Raw genomic sequence first — 18,917 nt, forward strand, 5'->3', positions numbered from 1 at the left:
TGGCGGCTGGCCAATGCGCCTGCGAGCAGCCTCCTGAGTGTAATTCAGTGCAAGCCCGGATTTGCGCTTGTCACAACGATAACCGACCTTTTCACAACCTGCCTGTCAGCGGGTATTCGACCGCCAGGCGTATCTGGTCCGTGTCCAGCTCAGCCTGGGCCGTATTGCCCCGATGCACATTGTGTCTCAGCGAAAACGTGGTGCCTTTCGCCGCGCCACCTTGCACCACATAACGCATCTCCAGGTCGCGCTCCCAATGTTTGCCGCCTTCGCCATAACCCAGATAGGCATAACCACCTTGCGGGTCGACGTGGCTGCCATCGATCTGGCTGCCGCGTACATAAGCGGCGCTCATGGACAGGCCCGGCGCGCCCCAAGGGCTGGCATCCAGATCGTAGCGAGCCTGCCAGGATCGTTCATTGGGTGCGTTGAAGTCCGACAGCTGCACGGCGTTGCTGATGAAGATCGCACCACGGGTGACGTAGTCGAACGGCGTGTTTCCATCGACCTGCTGATATCCGAGGCTGAAGCCATGGGGCCCTTGGGTGTAAGTGGACATCAGGCTCCAGGTGGTATTGTCGATTTTTCCGGATAACGACTTGCCCTCATCAGTGGTGCGGTACAGGTTGAGGTTGAATGCCAACGAGCGCTGTTCACCCAGCGGCTGGAGGAAGGTGCCACCCAGGTAATGCTGGTTCCAGGTGTCCTCGTAGCGCGATGAATAGAGGCTGAGGTTCAGGTTCTTTGCCGGTGCGAAAACCATGCCCGCGAGATCGAAGGTTTTGCCTTTCACGGCGTTGGAGTAATTGACTACAAAGCCCTGGTCATGACTGCTGGCATTTCGATCGGTACTTTCGGTGAAGTGTCCTGCCACCAGCTTCAGTGCCGCGAACTCGTTGCTGGTGAGGAACAGGCCGGTGGCGGTTTCCGGCAGCAGGCGACTGTCGGATGAACTGAACACCGGGGTTTTCACCCGCTGCTCGCCGTAGCTCAGCACTGTCGATGACGCGCGGAATTTGATCGCGGCACCGCCACGGCTGAACTCGTCCTTGGGATGCCCCTGGTTGTCGAGCCCAAGCAATCGCGCTTTCCCTGCGCGGCCACCGCCGCTGTCCAGTTGTATGCCCAGATAGGCATGGGCATCCAAACCCACCCCGATCAGGCCTTGGGTGAAGCCCGATTGCAGCGTACCCATCAGCCCGTAGCCCCATTCCTCGGCGTAGCCATTACGCTCGTCACGCGGCTTGTAGGCGTTACGCGCAGCGCTGTTGCGGGCGCCATGACGGTACTCGCGATGGTCGTAGACCGTGCGATTGAGCACACTCCAGGCGCTGTCCTGGACAAAGCCATTGGCTTGCGATTGCGCCGAATCAGCCAGCGTGAATGGACTGGCCAGGGCGAGGAGAAAGGCGGATCGGGTAGGCATTTTCGCGGTGTCCACAAACAAGATCAGGATGAACGCAGGCGCAGGATCTGCGCGCCGTCAAAGGGGTCGATGAGGTAGTGCGCATGGACGCCGAAGGTGTCCAGCAGGCGTTGTGGGGTCAATACATCAAGCGGTTTGCCCAGGGCCACCAGGCGGCCCTTTTCCAGAACGGCCAAACGATCACAGGTGAGTGCCTGGTTGAGGTCGTGCAGGGCAATCACGGTGGTCACGGGCAGCGCGTGAACAACCTGCAAGATCGCCAGCTGGTGCTGGATGTCCAGGTGATTGGTCGGTTCGTCCAGCAGCAGGATCCGCGGGCGCTGGGCCAGGGCGCGAGCGATGTGCACGCGCTGGCGCTCGCCACCGGAGAGGCTGCGCCAGGTGCGCTTGCGCAGATGCGTCGCATCCACGTCGAGCAAGGCTTGATGGACGATGTCATCGTCCGCCGTCGACCATGGACTCATGGCCGACAGCCACGGCGTGCGGCCCAGGGCCACGGCATCGAACACACTGATCGCATCCAGGGTGTCGGCCTGCTGTTCAACCACCGCCAGGGTTTGCGCGATGGTTCGCCGTGACAGGGTCTTGAGGTTTTGGCCGTTGAGGTGGATGTCCCCCCGGCTGGGGCTGCGCACGCCAGCCAGGAGTTTGAGCAGCGTGGACTTTCCCGAGCCATTGGGCCCCACAAGGCCCAGGGTCTCGCCAGCATGAATGTCCAGGTGAACGTCGCGCAGCAACTCGGCATCGCGGATCGAGAACCCGACACCGGAGCAACTCAGCACGGGGTCGTGGAGAACAGGTGCAGCCGCGTTCATCGGGCATTCCTCCGACCGACCAGGATCAGCGCGAACACCGGTGCCCCAACCAACGCAGTAATCACACCGACCGGTATCACCTGGCCCTTGATCAGTGTGCGCGAGAGCACATCGGCGGCGATCAGGAACACCGCGCCACCCAGCGCGCTCGCCGGCAGCAGGCGCGTATGCCCAGTGCCCAGCAACAGCCTGGCGGCGTGGGGAATGACCAATCCAACGAAACCGATGGAGCCGACGATCGACACCATCACCGCCGTCACCAGGGCGGCGCAACCGATCAAAAGAAATTGCACGGGACGCACTGCGATGCCGAGCGAGGCCGCAGAATCTGCGCCAAAGGTGAAGGCATCCAGCGCACGCCGGTGCCACAGGCAAACCGCGAGGCCGGCGAGCGCAACCGGCACCGCCAGCCACACCGAAGGCCAACGCACGCCACTGAGATTGCCCAGCAACCAGAACATGATGCCGCGGGACTGTTCGGAACTGGCCGACTTGGTGATCAGGAACGCCGTGAGCGCATTGAACAATTGCGAACCGGCGATCCCCGCCAGGATGATCTGCGAGGTGCTGCCAGGCGAACCGCTGGCCCGGCCGAGCAAGACAACGACGGCAAAGGCCGTAACGGCCCCGGCAAACGCCCCGGCCGACATCGAAATGGCTCCGGCGCCCAAGCCCAGCAACGCCACCAGCACCGCGCCCGTCGAGGCCCCTGCGGAAATGCCCAGCAGGTAAGGATCGGCCAAGGGGTTGCGCAGCAGCGATTGCAGGATCACCCCGCAAGTCGCCAGGCCCGCACCGCAAGCAGCAGCCACCAGCGCGCGGGTCAGGCGGTAGTTCCAGACGATGCCCTCGTCGATGGGATCGACGGCAAAACCTGCAGACCACAGTTTGTTGGCCAGCACCTGGAACACCACCGCCGGTTCAATGTTGGTTTCACCGATGGCCACACCGGCGGTCACGGCCAGCAGCAGTATCAGCAACGCGAGCAGGGTGCGAATCAGCGTCCTGGTCATTGCGGCAGGTCGTAGCCGTTGATGGCGGTAGCCAGCGCTTCGAGACCTTCGAACGTTCTCAGGCTGGCCTGCATGGCCATGGCGTCGAGGATGATGATGCGGTTGTTTTTCACCGCGTCCATGTTGCGGGTCACAGGATCGCTGCGCAGGAATTGCAGTTTCTTTTGATAGTCGTCAGCCGGGAAGCGCCGGCGATCCATGCGCGCGATCACCAGGAACGTCGGGTTGGCCTTGGCGATGGTTTCCCAGCCAACGGTTGGCCACTCTTCGTCGGACTGCACCACATTGCGCACGCCCAGGGTGTTGAGTATGAAGTCGGGAATGCCCTTGTGCCCGGCGACATAGGGGTCGATATCCAGGCTGGCGCTGGAGAACCAGACCAGCGCGCTGGTGTGCTTGAGGTCCTTGCCTTGCACCAGGGCCATGGAGCTGGCCAGGCTGGCCTGCAGTTGCGCGTTCAGCTGCTGCCCACGGGCCTGGACGTCGAAGATCTCGGCCAGTTGGGTGACGCTTTTGTAAATGCTTTCAATCCGAAACGGCTGCAGGCGAGTGCCGTCGGCCCCGACCAGGTTGTCCTTGGACTCGCAGTCCGAGGGCATCAGGTAAGTGGGAATCTGCAGCTCGTGAAACTGCTCGCGAGTACCGACTGCGCCTTGCGGGCCAACCATCCACTCAAGCTCCACGGCGACCATTTCCGGGCGCTTGCCGATCACAGACTCGAAACTCGGCTCGTTATCGGCCAGGCGTTCGATCCTGTCGTTCTGCGCCTTGTACTGAGCGAGCACATCATTGAACCACAGCGAAGTACCGACCAGTTTGTCGCCCAATCCCAGGGCGAAGAGCATCTCGGTGCCGGCCTGGCCGATGGTCACCGCCCGGGCAGGGGCGTGGGCGAAGGTCAGCGTACTCCCGCAGTTCTCCACCGTCAGCGGGTAATGGGTCGGTGCGGCACAGGCGAGGGAAGTAAGACCCAGGCCAGTGACCAGGGCGACAAAGCGGGGCAGCAGCATGATGCAATCTCCATTTGAACCGTACTCGGCGCAAGGGTCTGGAAACACATCATCGAACGCTGCCGGAAAGGCAGAGCAGGGCCCGTCACCTGGGTGACGCGCGCACAAGGATGTCCTCCCCGGACACCCCGCCGGTTAGTGATTGTTGCTTGGCCGGCAGGTCTCCTGACTGGTGCGTCATCGCCTGCTCCAGCCTTCCCGGGATTCGATCCCAGTGGCAATTGAGGAGCAGGCTCAGCACCTACAGTTGCGGGGGCAGTTCCGTTTGATGCGTTGGCAGCATCACGGATTCCCTATTAATCCCATGTGGAAACCGGCGGCGGCATGGTAGTCGATCATGCCGCCCGAGGCGAACCCATCTCCTGATCAGAAGTATTTAAGCCAGCCGATATCACGCCGACGCGCCTTCAATGCGGCGAACCAGCGCACCGGCAGATACAGCGCCGCAGCCAGCAGCACGGCGGTCAACCACACGGCCCAAATGCCATCGAACCCGAAGTAGTCGCCGTGGTTCAGACCGAACAACGCCACGCTGACCAGGTACAGCACTTTCAGCACATAAAGATGGAGCAGGTAGAAGAACATCGGTGCCGCGCCAAAGACCGCCAGGGTGCTGATCCACTTGCGTTGTTGGGCGCGCTCGAAGCCCAGCAACAGCAAGAGCCCAATGCCCAGCGTCAGGCCCAGGAACAGCAGGGAAGGTGGGTATTTGGTGATGTTGAAGAAGCTCATGAGGGTGTGTGTGGTGCTTTCATGGACCGCCCAGTGTGCCTCGCCATAACCGTTCACCAGGCGCAGGAGGACGAAACCGATCAGTGCGCCGGCCCCCGCCAGCAACAGATAACGCTGACGTTGGGCGGTCGAGGCGGGGCGCGCGAACCAGGGGCCGATGCAGTAACCCAGGGCGATGACCCCGATCCACGGCAGCACCGGGTAGGACGTGCGCAGGCGCAGGCTGTCGGAGAATTCGATCCAGCCGCGATCATGCAGAATGGCCCAAGGGATGTGCAGCGCCGAACCAACCGGGAAGTGCAGGGAGTCGAGCAGATTGTGCCCGCCCACGATGATCAGCCCCAGGCCGCAGAGGATGGGTCGCGGCAGCCAGACCAGTGCCGCGAGGGCAATCATGCTGACGCCGATCGCCCAGATCACCTGCAGGTAAATCACGGTGGGCGGGAACTGGAAGGTCCAGGCGAAATTCACCAGGGTGAACTCCAGCACCACCAGGAACAGGCCACGCTTGAACAGGAAGGTCGACACGGCGTGCGTGCCCTGGTGCTTTTCCCCGTACAGAAACGCAGACAAGCCCGTGAGCAGGACGAACACCGGCGCACACAAGTGGGCGAGCGTGCGGCTGAAAAACAACGTCGGTTCAGTGCTGTCGATGAGCATCGGGTCGGTGACCTGGCGGTGCAGGAAGAAGGTTTCGCGCACGTGATCCAGCAGCATGAAGATGATCACCAATCCCCGAAGGGCGTCGATGGACATCAGGCGTTGGTTTGCGCGGGTGACGGGCGGGGTTTGTATGAGGTCGGTCATCGAAAGTCGCAGGCAGGGAGTGGACAGCGCTGTCGGTATGCGACCGGCAGCCAAGGTGTTGATATAACGTAACATTAAAGCCTGGCAAAAGAAAAGCACGACGCCAGCGGCAGGTCCTTATGAAATGACAATTACGTCAATATTGAAATATCTCTCAATATTGCATACCTTGACCTTGCCTGACGATGAGACCTGCGCGTCTCACGACTTCAATCACAACAAGGGCTCGAGATGAACAACAACAAGAAAGTTTGCGAATCGCTTCCTTCCACCGTCGACGTGCTGGTCATCGGTAACGGCCCGGTCGGTGCAACCATCGCGGCGCTGCTGGGCCGCTATGGGGTAACGACCCTGGTGCTGGACAAGACCCATGAGGTCCTGCTGATGCCGCGTGCCATTGCCCTGGACAACGAGGCGCTGCGCATCCTGCAGCTCGCCGGCCTGGCGGAAGACGCTTTCGAGAAGATCGTCATTCCTGAAGTGAGGATGCACTCCCCGGTACTCGGGCAATTCGGTCGAGCCAATACCCAGGGCTGCATCGACGGCCACCCGAAACTCGTGACCTTCTATCAACCCGATCTCGAGCACGCGATGCGCGGCCAGGTATCGCGGTTGAAGTCGGTGACCAGTCTGGGCGGCTTCGAACTTGAAAGCCTGGTCGAGGAGGCGGATGGCGTCATTGCCACTGTGCGGGATCAGAATGGGCAGGCGCATAACGTTCGCGCCCAGTACCTGGTGGGGGCGGACGGCGCAAGCTCCAGGGTCAGGGCATTGATTGGCCAGGAGTTCGAGGGGCAGACTTATGCGCAGGATTGGCTGATTGTCGATGTCATGAACCGGCATCAGTCAGCGATCGATCACATTGAATTTCTCTGTGATCCACGGCGCCCGACACCGCACATGCCCGCACCCGGCGGCAGGGAGCGTTGGGAGTTCATGCTGCAACCCGGTGAATCCCGGGAAGAACTGGAAAACCCGGAAAGCATCGCCCGGCTGATCGCGCCATGGATCAACCCGCAGGCGCTGCAAATCGAGCGCAAGGCGGTGTATCGGTTCCACGCCCGTTGCTGCAACAGGTTCAGCAAGGGCCGCACTTTCCTCGTCGGCGACGCGGCGCACATCACACCGCCTTTTGTCGGGCAAGGTCTGGTCGCGGGCCTTCGAGACGGTGCCAACCTTGCCTGGAAACTGGCCTGGGTCCTTCGCGGTCATGCCGCGCCTGCAATACTCGAGACCTATGACGAAGAGCGCCGCCCCCACGCCCAGGCGATGATCAACCTGGCGAAGCTCATGGGCCGCCTGGTGATGCCCAAGAACAAGGTCGCCGCTTTCCTTATTCACGGCCTGATGCGCACCCTGGCGTTGACGCCCGCTACCAGAAAGTACTTCGAACAGCTGGACATCAAGCCGAAGAACACCTTCAAACACGGCCTGTTCATGCAGCAGCGTCGGGGCGAAACGTTGGTCTGTGGCAGCCTGTTCCCCCAGGCTTGGGTTCGCACCATGCAAAGGCAGATCAAACTCAGCGACGATGCCCTTGGCGACAACCTGACCCTGGTTGGATTGGGTGTCGACCCCTTGTCGCTGCTGACAACCGAGCAGATTGTTTCATGGGAAAAAATGGGCGGCCACTTCCTGGAAGTCAGGACTCGAGGCCAACGTAACGGCGGCAGCTGTGATTTCATCGAAGACATGAACCATGAGATCCTGCCGCTGGCTGCCAAGGGGACGCTCGTTGCGGTTCGTCCTGACCGTATCATCATGCACCAGGTCCCTGGCGCGCAGGCAAGCCGTCTGCTTCTAGACTGCAAGGGCCTGCTGGCTAGCGAAGATGTCACCCTTGACGGCATTTCCGTTACCATCGACGAGCCCACCCGATTACGAGCTTGATCATGCATTCCCCCATTCCTGTAGAAGCGACTGCGCCACCACCTCTCACGCGAGGCCACAAGAAGCGTGAGCGCACCCGGCGCGGCCTGGTGGACGCGGCATTGCGTCTTGTCGCACGCAAGGAGGTGGGGGAGATCGCACTGCTCGAAGTGGCCGCGGAGGCAGACGTCTCCAATGGCACCATCTACAACTATTTTCGCACTCGCGACGAAGTACTGGAGGCGGTGGGCATCGCCATGGCCGCCGAGTTTTCCGACGCCATTTCCGTCTTGAACGCCGACGTGCAGTGCGGTGCGCAGCGGCTGTCGATTGGCGTTCGCCTGTTCGTCTGTCGGGCCGCCGCCGACCACCCATGGGCGAATGCGCTGCTGCGCATTATCCATTTCGACCAGGCCATGCGCTCGCGCCTGGCGGCCCATGTGCTGGGCGATCTGCGTGAGGGGCTGCGTGCGGGCACTTTTGCCTACGCGGACGAAGGGATCGCCCTGGACCTGGTCTTGTCCTGCACAACCGGGGCGATGCGCGCGGTTGTCGAGGGACGTGCAGTGGCGGAACACGATGTGCGGGTCGCCGAAATGGTTCTCCAGGCTTTGGGTGTAACACCTGCCAAGGCCAGGAAAATCGCGGGCAAGCCGCTACCTGCCTGATCTTTCTCCTCCTGCCGAAGACGCTTAACGCAATGAACATGTGTGTTCATCAATTGATCCTGCCTTCTCGGTGGAATAAGAGGGTGGATGCCGGTTTTCGTCGGGAAAAATTCACTTATTGAAAAACCTTGTTGACGCCAACTGAACACGCGTGTTCAATTGCTCCATAAGGTAATTCTGGAGAGTGAACCGTGCAATCCCTGAATCCAACACAGCGCCGCATTCATCAAGCCGCCTTTCGCCTGTTCGCTGAAAGAGGCACCTCAAACGTCAATATCCTCGACCTCGCACAAGCGGCCGGCGTGGCGCGCGGAACGGTCTACAGCAACATCGACAGCATGGAAGGCCTGTTCGAGGCGGTCGCCAGCCAGCTTGCGAAGGAGATGCATGAGCGCGTCAACAAGAGCTTCGACTCAGTGTCCGATCCCGCCCAGCGCCTGGCCAATGGCATTCGCCTGTTCATTCGTCGAGCTCACGAAGACTCCCAATGGGGGGCGTTCATCCACAAGTTCGCCATGAGCAATTCTGCGTTGCGCGAAATGTTCAGCAGCCAGGCGACCACGGATCTTCTCAGCGGGCTTTCCAGCGGGCGCTACAGGTTTGCGCAGGAGCAATTGCTCTCAGTGCTGACCCTGATATCGAGCAGCGTCCTGGGTTCGATTTTCCTCGTGCTGGAGGGTCACCGGACCTGGCGCGAATCGGGTTCCGACACCGCCGAGCTGGTGCTGCGCGCCTTGGGGGTACCACCCGAGGAGGCGCGTGTGCTGGCGACTCTGGAGCTGCCGGAACTGCCGCCTCTGGACTGACGCCCCCTCACTGACTCAACCAGACAAAACCCCTGTTTTTACAGGGGGTCGGGACTGCTTCGCCCTAAAAACCCGGAAAACAACAACAATGAACGACAAAAAACCATTGCACCGGTTGACGACACAACAACCCGCCCGGCATCCGCAGCCGACGGTGAAGGCCCGGGACCTGACGCATCTGATCTTTCAAAGGCCGGACTTGAATGAGGCTGCGGGTTTCCTCACCGACTTCGGCCTGAAGGTCAGTCGCCAGGACGCCGATACGCTCTATCTGCGCGCCACCGATGCCACTTCGTACTGTTACCGTGTCGAGCGTGCCGAACGTTCGCGTTTTGTCGGGTTCGGCCTGGCGGTCCAGTCCATCGGCGATCTGGAAAAACTCTCTCGAATCCCGGGTGCGTCACCGGTGCAGAAGTCGGAACATCCTGGCAAAGGCTGTTACGTCAGACTGACCGATCCTTCCGGCTTCATGGTGGAAGCGGTTTGCGAGCAGTCTCCAGGCAAAGCGCTGGATCACAGAGCGCCTCTGCGCTGGAACCTGGCGCACGAGCAACCGCGCATCAATGCCACGCAACGCCCGCCCGTTGCGCCGCCCGACGTGCTCAAGCTTGGCCACATCGTGATTGAAGTGGCCGACTACCAGGCGACCTGTGCCTGGTACACGCGGCATTTCGGCTTCATTCCCAGCGATGTGCAGACGCTCCCCGATGGCACCCCCATCGTCACCTTCATGCGCCTTGACCTGGGTGGAACGCCAACGGCGCACCATACGCTCGCGATAGCGCAGGGGTTCATGGCTGCCTACAGCCATAGCGCCTTCGAGGTCGTCGATGCAGACGCTGTGGGCATGGGCCAGCGCGTCCTGCGCGAGCGCGGCTGGAAGCACTCCTGGGGCATCGGTCGACACATTCTGGGCAGTCAGATCTTCGATTACTGGCAAGACCCCTGGGGTGACAAGCACGAGCATTACTGCGACGGGGACATCTTCACGGCCGCACACCCTATCGGCATTCACCCTGTAAGCCCCGAAGCCATGGCGCAGTGGGGGCAGCGCATGCCCAGGAGTTTTACCAAACCCAGACTGAGCTTCACCCATCTGCTGGCGCTGATCCGCAACTTGCGACGCAGCCCGGACTTGTCCATTCGCAAGTTGATAACCCTCATGCGGATGTTCGGGTAGCGCCACCGCCATGACGGTCCCCCCACAGAACAACACCACCAAGCCTGCTCCAGGAGTACCTTCAATGTCTGCTGTACACGTAGTCCGCTTTGAATTTCAGAACGGTATCCACTGGGGCGTGCTTCGCCAGGGCCGTATCACGGTTGTCCCCGGTGTTTTCGAAACCACCGGTGACTTCATTGCCCAGAACAGTATCGACGACCTCGCTCAACTCGAAGGCCCGGAGCTTGCGCAGGAAGAAGTGAAACTGCTGTCGCCGGTGACCCGTAACCAGCAGTTCGTCTGCCAGGGTGCCAACTACCGTCAGCACATGATCGAGTCGGGCATGGACCCGGACGCGAAGAAATTCAACATGATCTTCACCAAGGCGACCAGTTGCCTGGTGGCAGCTGACAGCGACCTGATCAAGCCGCGCACCGTGCGCTTCCTCGACTACGAGATCGAACTGGGGCTGGTGATGAAGCGCGCAATCAGCGGGGCTGTTTCTGTCACCGACGCCAATCTGCATGAGTTCATTGCCGGCGTCGTCATCGTCAATGACTACTCGGCCCGCGACATCCAGATTCCCCAGATGCAGTTCTACAAGGGCAAGAGCTTCCGCACGTTCGGCCCGGTCGGTCCTTACCTCTGCCTGCTGGGTGCCAGGGACATGCATTACCTCAAGGCACTGCAGCTGCGCCTGACCGTCAACGACCAGCTGCGACAGAGCGACAGCACGGCCAACCTGGTTTACGGTCCCGCCGAAACCCTTACCGAACTTTCCGAAGTGCAAGATCTCGCCGTCGGCGACCTGATTGCCACCGGTACGCCTGCCGGCTGTGCGCTGACGATTCCTTCGCCTGCCAAACAGCGCATCGCGGCGCTGCTGCCGGAAGCCACCAAGTGGAAACTGTTTCTCAAGGCGCAGGAGGGCCGCACGCAATATCTCAAGCCCGGTGACGTGGTCGAGGCGCGTATTCGCAGCGCCGATGGCGTGATCGACCTCGGTGTGCAGCGCAACCGTGTCGTGGAGCAAGCCTGATGGTGATGCAGACCCTGAACGACATCGAACGTCTCGAACGAGTCCCCTTGTCGGAGCGAGGGCTGGCCTCCAGCACGTATGAAGCACTACGCCAGGCGGCCGAGCGCACCCCGCAGGCACCGGCGCTGAGCTTCTTCGCCGATGCCGCCCATTTCAAACACACCCTGGAGTGGAACTATTCCCAGCTCTTCGCCGATATCACCCGCGCGGCCAATGCCTTCCATGACCTGGGCATTAGACCGGGTGAGGTGATTGCCTTTATCTTGCCCAACCTGCCGCAAACCCATTTCACGATCTGGGGCGGGGAGGCCGCAGGCATCGTCATGGCGATCAATCCGCTGCTTGAGGCCAGGCAGATGGCTGGCTTGCTGAATGCAGCGAAGGCATCCGTGGTGGTGACACTCGCGCCGACGGCGGGCAGTGATCTGTGGCCCAAGCTGGCTTCGCAGCTGGACCAGTTGCCCACGGTCAAGTCCGTGGTCTGGGTCAGCATGGAGCCCTGTGTCGACGCATCAATACGTGGGACTTCCGAAGCCACGGCTCTGCAGGAACGAGACGATATCGCGATCCACGATTGGCAATCGTTGATGGATGCCCAGCCGCACACACACCTCAAGAGCGGTCGGCAAATTCGCCCGGACGAATGCGCCTCCTACATCTGTACAGGCGGCACCACCGGGCTGCCCAAGATCGCCGCGCGTACCCATGGTTCGGAAGTATTCAACGCATGGTCTGTGTCTGCTCATTTGCAGCCACGCAGTGGTGGCCAGGTCATCTTTTGTGGCCTGCCGCTGTTCCATGTCAATGGCCAACTGGTGACCGGGCTGATGCCCTGGACCCAAGGCGACCATGTGATCCTCGGCACGCCCCATGGGTACCGTGGCGAGGGAGTCATCCCACGATTCTGGGAGATGGTCGAGCACTTCGGTATCAACCTCTTTTCCGGCGTGCCGACTGTTTATGCAGCACTGCTGCAACATGAATGGCAGGGCCGCGACCTGTCCAGCCTGCGCTTTGCCATATGTGGCGCCGCGCCAATGCCAGCCGAGCTCTTGCGCGAATTCGAGCGCAGCACAGGGGTAAGGATCCTTGAAGGTTACGGTCTTACCGAGGGCACCTGCGTTTCCTCGATCAATCCGCCCCATGGCGAGCGCCGTATCGGCTCCATCGGCCTCCGGATCGCCTACCAGCCTATGCGCGCGGTCGTGCTCGATGATTGCGGGGAGTACCTGCGCGATGCCGATGTGGATGAAATCGGTCTGATCACGATCAGTGGCCCGAACCTCTTCAATGGCTATCTGGAGGCGCGCCATAACCAAGGCCTGTGGATCGATATCGACGGTCAGCGCTGGCTCAATACCGGCGATCTGGGCCGCCAGGATGCCCAGGGTTACTTCTGGCTGACCGGACGCAGGAAGGAGCTGATCATTCGTGGCGGCCACAACATCGATCCCAAGCAAATCGAGGAGGCTCTGCAGGCGCATCCCGCCGTCGCCTTGGCTGCTGCCATCGGCAGCCCCGATGCCTACTCGGGCGAGGTGCCGGTTGCCTATGTTCAACTGCGTCCCGGGCACGGCTGCAACGCCGAAGAACTGGAGGCGTTCGCCCATCTCAACATCAGCGAACGGGCCGCCGTGCCCAAGCGCATTGAAATCCTCGAAGCGTTGCCCCTGACTGCCGTGGGCAAGATATTCAAGCCCGCTTTGCAGCAGCGGGAGATTGCCAGGGTAGTCGAGCAGGAAGTGCAACGAATGTGTCTGCAGGGAGTGGAAGTTGAGGTGGTACAGGATGCACGACGCGGGTTGGTCGCCTGCATCCGCGCGGGAGACAACCAACAAACCCTGGCGCTTCTTCTAGGGCGCTTCAGCTTTCAAGTGGAGTGGCTTGAATGAGTGTGAGTACGCCTCCCTAAGTCAAAATGATGCCCTGGTAACCAGGGCCATTTTCACAACTTCGATCAACGCCAACCCGCACTGCCAAGTGCACGGGAAGGCGAAGCCTTGCCCGCATTCAACCCACAAAAAGAACAAGAGGTGGACAATGAAAGTGAATAACCCTGCGCTCCCGTGTTTTTCTGCTTGGCAAGCGTTTGCATCCTGGGTCAGGTTAACCGGTGCCTTGGCCCTGATTGGCGCATCAACAACTGCAGGCGCCAATGGCATTGCCCTGAACGAGCAAAGCGCAAGCAGTGCGGGAACCGCTTATGCGGGAAGGTCGTCTTCGGCGCTGGATGCCAGCACCATCTTTGGCAACCCCGCAGGCTTGACCAGGTTAAAGCGCAGTGAGATTTCCGGCGGCGCCGCCGTCGTCTCGGTGAGCGACGACATCAGCGATGCGCAGAGCAGTGCCACGGGTACGAACAAGGGGGACTCGGTACCCTTGGGCGTTGTCCCTTTCGCCTACATGTCGACGCCGCTTGATGATCGTCTTTCGATAGGGCTGGGCCTCTATGCGCCGAGTGGTTTGATCAACGATTACGAGGGCTCTTTTCAAGGTCGCTACCATGGCTCCTATAGCACGACCAGGGAAATAACCCTGCAGCCCACCATTGCCTATCGGGTCAATGATTACCTGTCCATTGGTGGCGGACCAACGATCAACCGCTTCAATGCAAAGCTGCAGAATTATTTGGCTACCGGCGCCCTTAACAACGGCCAGGACACACTGGTGACCATCAAGGGCGATGACACGGCGCTTGGCTACAACGTCGGCATCCTGATCGACTTTACCGAGGCAACGAGTTGGGGGATCAACTATCACTCGAAGGTGGACTACACACTTGAAGGGCATACCGAGGTGTCTGGCTCCCCAAGCGCCATTCCGTTGGACGGAAAGTATGACAACAAGATAGACCTCACGATGCCCGAATCGGTGGATACGTCCATCACCCATCATTTCAATAGTCGCTGGACGGGATACCTGGGGGCTACCTGGAAACGCTGGAGCCGGATCCAGCAGGTCGAGGCCGTCAACAGTGGACTTTCGCCCCTGGGCGAGGCGGCTGGCCTGGGACGTGTAACCGAAGAAATGAACTGGCGCGACACCTGGTCCACCGCGGTTGGCGCAGCCTTTCAACTGAACCCGCAATGGCTGCTGCGGGCAGGCTATGCCTATGATCCGTCACCCATCAGGAATGCCGATCGCAGCGTGCGCATACCGGTTGGCAATCGCCAGGCCGTGACCCTGGGTGGTGCTTATTCGCCGAATGCCGACCTGACAATAGACTTTGCCTACGGTTATCTCTGGGATTCCAAAGTCTCGGTGAAACAGTCGAACAACACAGGTCTTCAGCCGCAATACAGCGCCAACTATGAAAACAGTGCGAATGGTCTTTCTGTGCAGGCGACCTGGCGGTACTGATCGGTGAGAAGAAGGCTTGAGGTTGAGCGACCCGCCTGGCCGCTCAATTCAGGAGGGGTTTAGAAGAGAATGTAAGCGGATGCCGTTGTTTGATTCAGGTCCATGTTACCGACCTGCAGTACTTCATATTCAGCGCGGACACCGATGTTGCGAAATACATCGAGTTCAACGCCGGCACCGTAGGTCAGGTCCACGCCCGTATCGTCATCGGCGGCATTGCCGTCGGCATCCCAGGCATGGGCACCGACAATGCCGAATACTCGCACTCGGTCTCCTAACGGAAAGCCGAGATGGGCACTGGCCTGGACAGACTTACCGTCGAAATCCAGATTGCTGTCTTCGAATTGGCCGAGATCAACGAAGGCGCCTTCGAAGGCCAGATAGTTGTTGAGGCGATAACCTGCAAAAACCTTATAACTGGTGTCTTCATCGTTCAAATGGACTTTGTCGGTTTCAATGCTGCTGACGCCGGCGCCAAGATATAAACCTTTGTCATCAGCGAGCGCCTGAAAAGACAGTAACGAAAGCAGTGAAACGAAGCCAAGGTTTCGAAATAGCATGTGAGGCAGGGTCCTTCTACGGGTTGTCGATGGGTGTTGGCCGAGAATTTGAATGAACGTGAAGAATGATTGAAGTCATTGATTGATATTTATGAATGGCTTCAAAGGGTTTGATAGGTGTTAACCAGCCAGGCTAAGGCAACGCCCGATAAATAGGCGGCCAGGCAAAAGATGACTTTCTGTTTGAGTGGTAGCGAATTCAGTCGATAGCGCATGCTTATCCCCTTGGGTAGAAACAAGCATGCTGACCATTCAGGCTGTGGGATGAAAATTATTGATTGTTATTTTTGGCGGCCGTGGCCAGTTTTGCAGAATTACGCCTGGCCGTTTCCGAGGGGGTTTCTCCATAAGCATCCTGATACGCTTTGGAAAACCGGCCCAGATGGTGAAAATTCCAATACATGGCGGTTTCAGTGACCGTCGGCCAAGTGTTGCGGATCAAGTCCCGACGGGCACGAGCGAGTCTCAGGTTCTTGATGTAAGCGATCGGCGAAATCCCGAACGTTTCGACGAAGCCATGGTGCAAGCTGCGAGTTGTGGTTTGAAGTTGTTTGACCAACGCCTTCATGCTGAGGGATTTTTTGGTGTTTTCATGAATGTATTGCATGGCCTCTATTGCGATCTTTCTTCTTCGCGGGGGAGTAAGCGTGGATCGGCCAACAGGTATCAGGGCCCGTAGCAGAGAAATCAGCAACGCACTTTCAGCCGCTGAAGTTTCAGCGCAGCTGAGCGGTTGCAAACGAGGCGGGGTGGCGTCCATGGAGTAGGCGTTGATCGCCTGAATGGCGGATTGCACCAACTGGTAATGTGCAACCTGAAAGCGCTGCTCCTTTCTATCCCGCAGCATATCGATGGAAGAATGGTTTCCAAGGCAATGTACGTAATGTTCGAGAGTCGTGGTCAGGGTGAAAAGCGTTTCATTCGGCTCGCAGGTGTAGTGCACGGGCTCACCGCTATACAACACGATGATTTCGTTAGGCCACAAATGATGATTATTGACCGTGGGTCGACCCATCAAAGCCTGTGAAATGGCAAGGGTTACAAAGCCCTGAGGGACACAACCCATCAAGGTGACGGTTGAGTCAAACTCCAGACGACTGCATTGCAGCCTGGAACCCTGAAAGAGCTTGTGCTGCCTGATGTTTGCTTCGTGTTCCAACGGTGCGAGGCTCAGCTGCCAACGGCCAACTGTTCTATCGGTTTGGTCCGCAGGCGTGGCCGTTACGTGAAAGACTTCATCAGGGATCATGATGCTCATGGAATAGATTGCTCTTCAGCTAATTGGACAGTGCCCGGGTTTTTCTCAGGCATCGACAATGCCGCAGTAAAGACGTACGCGTCGCTCGAGGATAACTCCACCAGGCCTTGAAGTTTATCGGGTGCCAGGTTCGATCCAAAGATCGCGGTTTTCTGGCTGGCCGGGCCGATGGCTGCCGCATCAAAAGCAAAAAAATCCTCAGCACGATAGGCTGTGACAATCCTGTAATCGGACTTTTCATCGCTCAGCTTGTTCTTGTTGCTTTCAATACGCGTCAGGTCGGCGCCATAGAGTTCCTTGTCATCAGCCAAGGCCTTGAGAGACAGCAATACACCAAAGGATACGGTAGCGAGGTTTTTTAGCAGCATTGACGTGCGTTCCTTGTTGATGATGTTTTCAGGCAGTGCCTGCGGATAGTCCTGCTCCCACGGTGCTGGTTGAAGTCAAAAACTCATATTTTGCTCAAACTGGAGTCAGCGACAGGTCGTGACTCTGATTGTTGATTTTGTGGCGGGGCAGGCAAGGCGTTGTCAAAAGCGTCTTCATCGTCATGGGCTTGCTTTTCAGAGTAGATTTTCAAGTGCTTGAGCTTGATTGTTTCGTTGGGGCTCATTTCCAATTCGTAGAGTTCGATTTCCGTACTGCCGACTGAATATTCATTGTGTGCCGCGCAAGGAAACGATAGTGCAGCCAGCGCTAGAGCTGCCAGGATCCTGGTTATCATTGATTTGACGACTCGCGGAAAATGTATGTTTTCAACGCTGATGTCAGCAGGAACGACTTCGAGCGCTACAAAGGCGGGATGTTGCGGGGGGAGGGGGTTTGATTCAAATTAGTAATTATTATTTTTGTTCTGATGTGATGGGTTGCAGATGTCTCAGTGATTCATGCAGCGCAAGCGGCCAATGTCATGTACATAAAAGCATACGGCGTTTTTATTGGAGGTGGGGAGCAACTCATAGTTGAGAACGGCGCCTTCCTGTAGAACGAATTGACGCCTGAAAAACAGATCCGGAGTCTTTTCAATGGCGAATAATTCAGTGTCCTGGCTGAGTTTGACGTTGCTGATCTTTATTTGCACATGGTGTTTGCTTTCCCGGACAATCTGCGCCGAGATGGTTGCATTACGAATCTTTCCGTTCAGGCTTTCAATCGTGGTTTGTGTCAGTCGGCCATGGCCGATGGTCAGGTACTCTTCGGTATTGAGTTGATTGGAGTCCTCCAGCCATTGACGAGTCATGGTTTGATAACTGATATTTTCCATGTAATAAGAGGGCGAATAGGTCAGGGAAAAGACACAGGCCGCGTTGATGATTGCAAGCACGATCCAGTGAACAGTTGAAGAGGTCATTGACTTCATAGGGTGGCTTCCAAACATTGCCGGATCATCGGGGCAAGGTCTTTTTGCCCGCTATTCAATTGCAGGTTTGCAGTGCTTAGATCCGGACGAACGCACGAAACAGAGTAGTTTGTTTTAAACAGGTTCAACCAGACTTCGCCTTTCAAGTTTGGCGGTAGCTGTTGCACTTGGGTCGCCGAGAGATCCCTCAGCGATTCAGCTTCGGCGACACTCTCGCCTAATGCATGGATGACCAGTTCATTTTGTTTGAGGGTGGAGACTTCTATTTTCGATGTGTCGAAACCTGAGTGGAAACCCGTGTAGGCGCAGACTGCCAAGGTCAGCACATAGCCGATTAAATGGGCTTTTGTCAGGTAAGTTGATTTCCTGGTCTTTGCTGAAGGCACCGCAAGATCGTCATTCCCGAACGGCGCCGGCTCTTCAACGGCGAGCACAGGCGCAGCTTCTTCCGAGGGCGTTGGGGGATTTGTGGGGACATCGACTACATAAAGACGGTTGAAGCAATAACCTCTTCGCGGAACCGTCATCAGAATCTCGTGATCACGGCTGTCATTGAGAATGTTTCTAAGGGAGAAAACCGCCTGGTTCAAACTGCCGGAGGCGACGACGCGGTCATTCCAGGTGTAGTCGATGATCTCTTCACGACTTTTAGTCTGCCCGGGCTCCATGAGCAGCAGCTCCAATAGACGCGATTCTGCTCTGCCTATCGTAGTGCTTTGTACTTCCCCATGGGGCGTGGTGAGGGTAAGCAAGGCGGTGTCTGGATCGAAAAGGGCCATGGCACCATTTTTCAATGTGAAGGCGTAGCGCATGGGAGTCCTCCGTTCAGGTGGTTCTGGCTGAGTATAGAGACGGTTTCAGAGGCCGATTTGACGCAGTGCATTCTTGTCGAAGGGAACGGCTATGAGCGGGGGCGGTGATGATGCGCGGATCGAATGACCGGCGCTATCCGAAAACTGCAAGGTGGGCGAGCCTTACTTCGCCCATTCAGATGCAAAGATCGGAAATTCCTGATGGTAGGTTTTTTTTGGC

At 58.5% G+C, this 18,917-nt stretch carries 18 protein-coding genes and 1 riboswitch; of the genes, 7 read left to right on the forward strand and 11 right to left on the reverse strand.

Features of this window, described 5'->3' with window-relative positions; translation table 11 throughout:
* Positions 1 to 91 precede the first annotated feature (91 nt).
* The 5 genes from NPS56_RS20270 to NPS56_RS20290 all read right to left on the reverse strand — a co-directional run bounded on the left by NPS56_RS20270 (position 92) and on the right by NPS56_RS20290 (position 5,803).
* Entirely contained in the window at positions 92 to 1,426 is a 1,335-nt protein-coding gene (locus NPS56_RS20270; protein WP_274076258.1) for an OprD family porin, read from the reverse strand.
* A gap of 23 nt (positions 1,427 to 1,449) precedes the next feature.
* Positions 1,450 to 2,241, reverse strand: a complete 792-nt coding sequence (locus NPS56_RS20275) for an ABC transporter ATP-binding protein (RefSeq protein ID WP_274076259.1) — start codon at positions 2,239 to 2,241, stop codon at positions 1,450 to 1,452.
* Positions 2,238 to 3,242, reverse strand: a complete 1,005-nt coding sequence (locus NPS56_RS20280; RefSeq protein WP_274076358.1) for a FecCD family ABC transporter permease — start codon at positions 3,240 to 3,242, stop codon at positions 2,238 to 2,240. The genes NPS56_RS20275 and NPS56_RS20280 overlap by 4 nt, the downstream gene beginning before the upstream one ends.
* An 8-nt stretch (positions 3,243 to 3,250) precedes the next feature.
* On the reverse strand, positions 3,251 to 4,264 hold the full coding sequence (locus NPS56_RS20285; RefSeq protein ID WP_274076260.1) for an ABC transporter substrate-binding protein: 1,014 nt from the start codon (positions 4,262 to 4,264) through the stop codon (positions 3,251 to 3,253).
* Positions 4,265 to 4,402: 138 nt separating this feature from the next.
* Positions 4,403 to 4,597, reverse strand: a riboswitch (cobalamin riboswitch).
* A gap of 33 nt (positions 4,598 to 4,630) precedes the next feature.
* Complete coding sequence (locus NPS56_RS20290) at positions 4,631 to 5,803, reverse strand: DUF1624 domain-containing protein (RefSeq protein ID WP_274076261.1); 1,173 nt, start codon at positions 5,801 to 5,803, stop codon at positions 4,631 to 4,633.
* Positions 5,804 to 6,034: 231 nt separating this feature from the next.
* Between NPS56_RS20290 and NPS56_RS20295 the strand changes: the two genes are divergently transcribed.
* The 7 genes from NPS56_RS20295 to NPS56_RS20325 all read left to right on the forward strand — a co-directional run bounded on the left by NPS56_RS20295 (position 6,035) and on the right by NPS56_RS20325 (position 14,707).
* A complete protein-coding gene (locus NPS56_RS20295; RefSeq protein WP_274076262.1) occupies positions 6,035 to 7,693 on the forward strand; it encodes a bifunctional 3-(3-hydroxy-phenyl)propionate/3-hydroxycinnamic acid hydroxylase in 1,659 nt (552 codons plus the stop codon).
* 2 nt (positions 7,694 to 7,695) lie between these two features.
* The gene (locus tag NPS56_RS20300) at positions 7,696 to 8,340 is read left to right on the forward strand and encodes a TetR/AcrR family transcriptional regulator (protein ID WP_274076263.1); all 645 of its coding nucleotides are present in this window, start codon (positions 7,696 to 7,698) and stop codon (positions 8,338 to 8,340) included.
* 191 nt (positions 8,341 to 8,531) lie between these two features.
* Positions 8,532 to 9,146: a TetR/AcrR family transcriptional regulator gene (locus NPS56_RS20305; RefSeq protein WP_274076264.1), complete on the forward strand. Its 615-nt coding sequence runs from the start codon at positions 8,532 to 8,534 to the stop codon at positions 9,144 to 9,146.
* An 88-nt stretch (positions 9,147 to 9,234) separates the two neighbouring features.
* Entirely contained in the window at positions 9,235 to 10,326 is a 1,092-nt protein-coding gene (locus NPS56_RS20310) for a VOC family protein (RefSeq protein WP_274076265.1), read from the forward strand.
* Positions 10,327 to 10,390: 64 nt separating this feature from the next.
* Positions 10,391 to 11,347, forward strand: a complete 957-nt coding sequence (locus NPS56_RS20315; RefSeq protein ID WP_274076266.1) for a fumarylacetoacetate hydrolase family protein — start codon at positions 10,391 to 10,393, stop codon at positions 11,345 to 11,347.
* Positions 11,347 to 13,239 (forward strand): acyl-CoA synthetase, encoded by a 1,893-nt coding sequence (locus NPS56_RS20320; RefSeq protein WP_274076267.1) that lies wholly within the window; start codon positions 11,347 to 11,349, stop codon positions 13,237 to 13,239. The genes NPS56_RS20315 and NPS56_RS20320 overlap by 1 nt, the downstream gene beginning before the upstream one ends.
* A gap of 148 nt (positions 13,240 to 13,387) precedes the next feature.
* Positions 13,388 to 14,707 carry an OmpP1/FadL family transporter gene (locus tag NPS56_RS20325; RefSeq protein WP_274076268.1) on the forward strand — a complete coding sequence of 440 codons (1,320 nt, stop codon included), beginning with the start codon at positions 13,388 to 13,390 and terminating at the stop codon, positions 14,705 to 14,707.
* 59 nt (positions 14,708 to 14,766) lie between these two features.
* Here NPS56_RS20325 and NPS56_RS20330 read toward each other — a convergent pair whose 3' ends face one another.
* The 6 genes from NPS56_RS20330 to NPS56_RS20355 all read right to left on the reverse strand — a co-directional run bounded on the left by NPS56_RS20330 (position 14,767) and on the right by NPS56_RS20355 (position 18,697).
* Positions 14,767 to 15,267, reverse strand: a complete 501-nt coding sequence (locus NPS56_RS20330; RefSeq protein ID WP_274076269.1) for an outer membrane beta-barrel protein — start codon at positions 15,265 to 15,267, stop codon at positions 14,767 to 14,769.
* A 271-nt stretch (positions 15,268 to 15,538) separates the two neighbouring features.
* A complete protein-coding gene (locus NPS56_RS20335) occupies positions 15,539 to 16,525 on the reverse strand; it encodes an AraC family transcriptional regulator (RefSeq protein WP_274076270.1) in 987 nt (328 codons plus the stop codon).
* Positions 16,522 to 16,893 carry a hypothetical protein gene (locus NPS56_RS20340; protein WP_274076271.1) on the reverse strand — a complete coding sequence of 124 codons (372 nt, stop codon included), beginning with the start codon at positions 16,891 to 16,893 and terminating at the stop codon, positions 16,522 to 16,524. Before NPS56_RS20340 ends, NPS56_RS20335 begins: the two co-directional genes overlap by 4 nt.
* A gap of 83 nt (positions 16,894 to 16,976) precedes the next feature.
* Positions 16,977 to 17,138, reverse strand: coding sequence for a hypothetical protein (locus NPS56_RS20345; RefSeq protein WP_274076272.1), 162 nt, complete (start codon positions 17,136 to 17,138; stop codon positions 16,977 to 16,979).
* 264 nt (positions 17,139 to 17,402) lie between these two features.
* Positions 17,403 to 17,885: a hypothetical protein gene (locus NPS56_RS20350; RefSeq protein WP_274076273.1), complete on the reverse strand. Its 483-nt coding sequence runs from the start codon at positions 17,883 to 17,885 to the stop codon at positions 17,403 to 17,405.
* Positions 17,882 to 18,697 (reverse strand): winged helix-turn-helix domain-containing protein, encoded by an 816-nt coding sequence (locus NPS56_RS20355; RefSeq protein WP_274076274.1) that lies wholly within the window; start codon positions 18,695 to 18,697, stop codon positions 17,882 to 17,884. The genes NPS56_RS20350 and NPS56_RS20355 overlap by 4 nt, the downstream gene beginning before the upstream one ends.
* Positions 18,698 to 18,917: the final 220 nt, after the last annotated feature.

The sequence above is a fragment of the Pseudomonas putida genome (genome assembly GCF_028682635.1).
Classification (GTDB): Bacteria; Pseudomonadota; Gammaproteobacteria; order Pseudomonadales; family Pseudomonadaceae; genus Aquipseudomonas; species Aquipseudomonas putida_AE.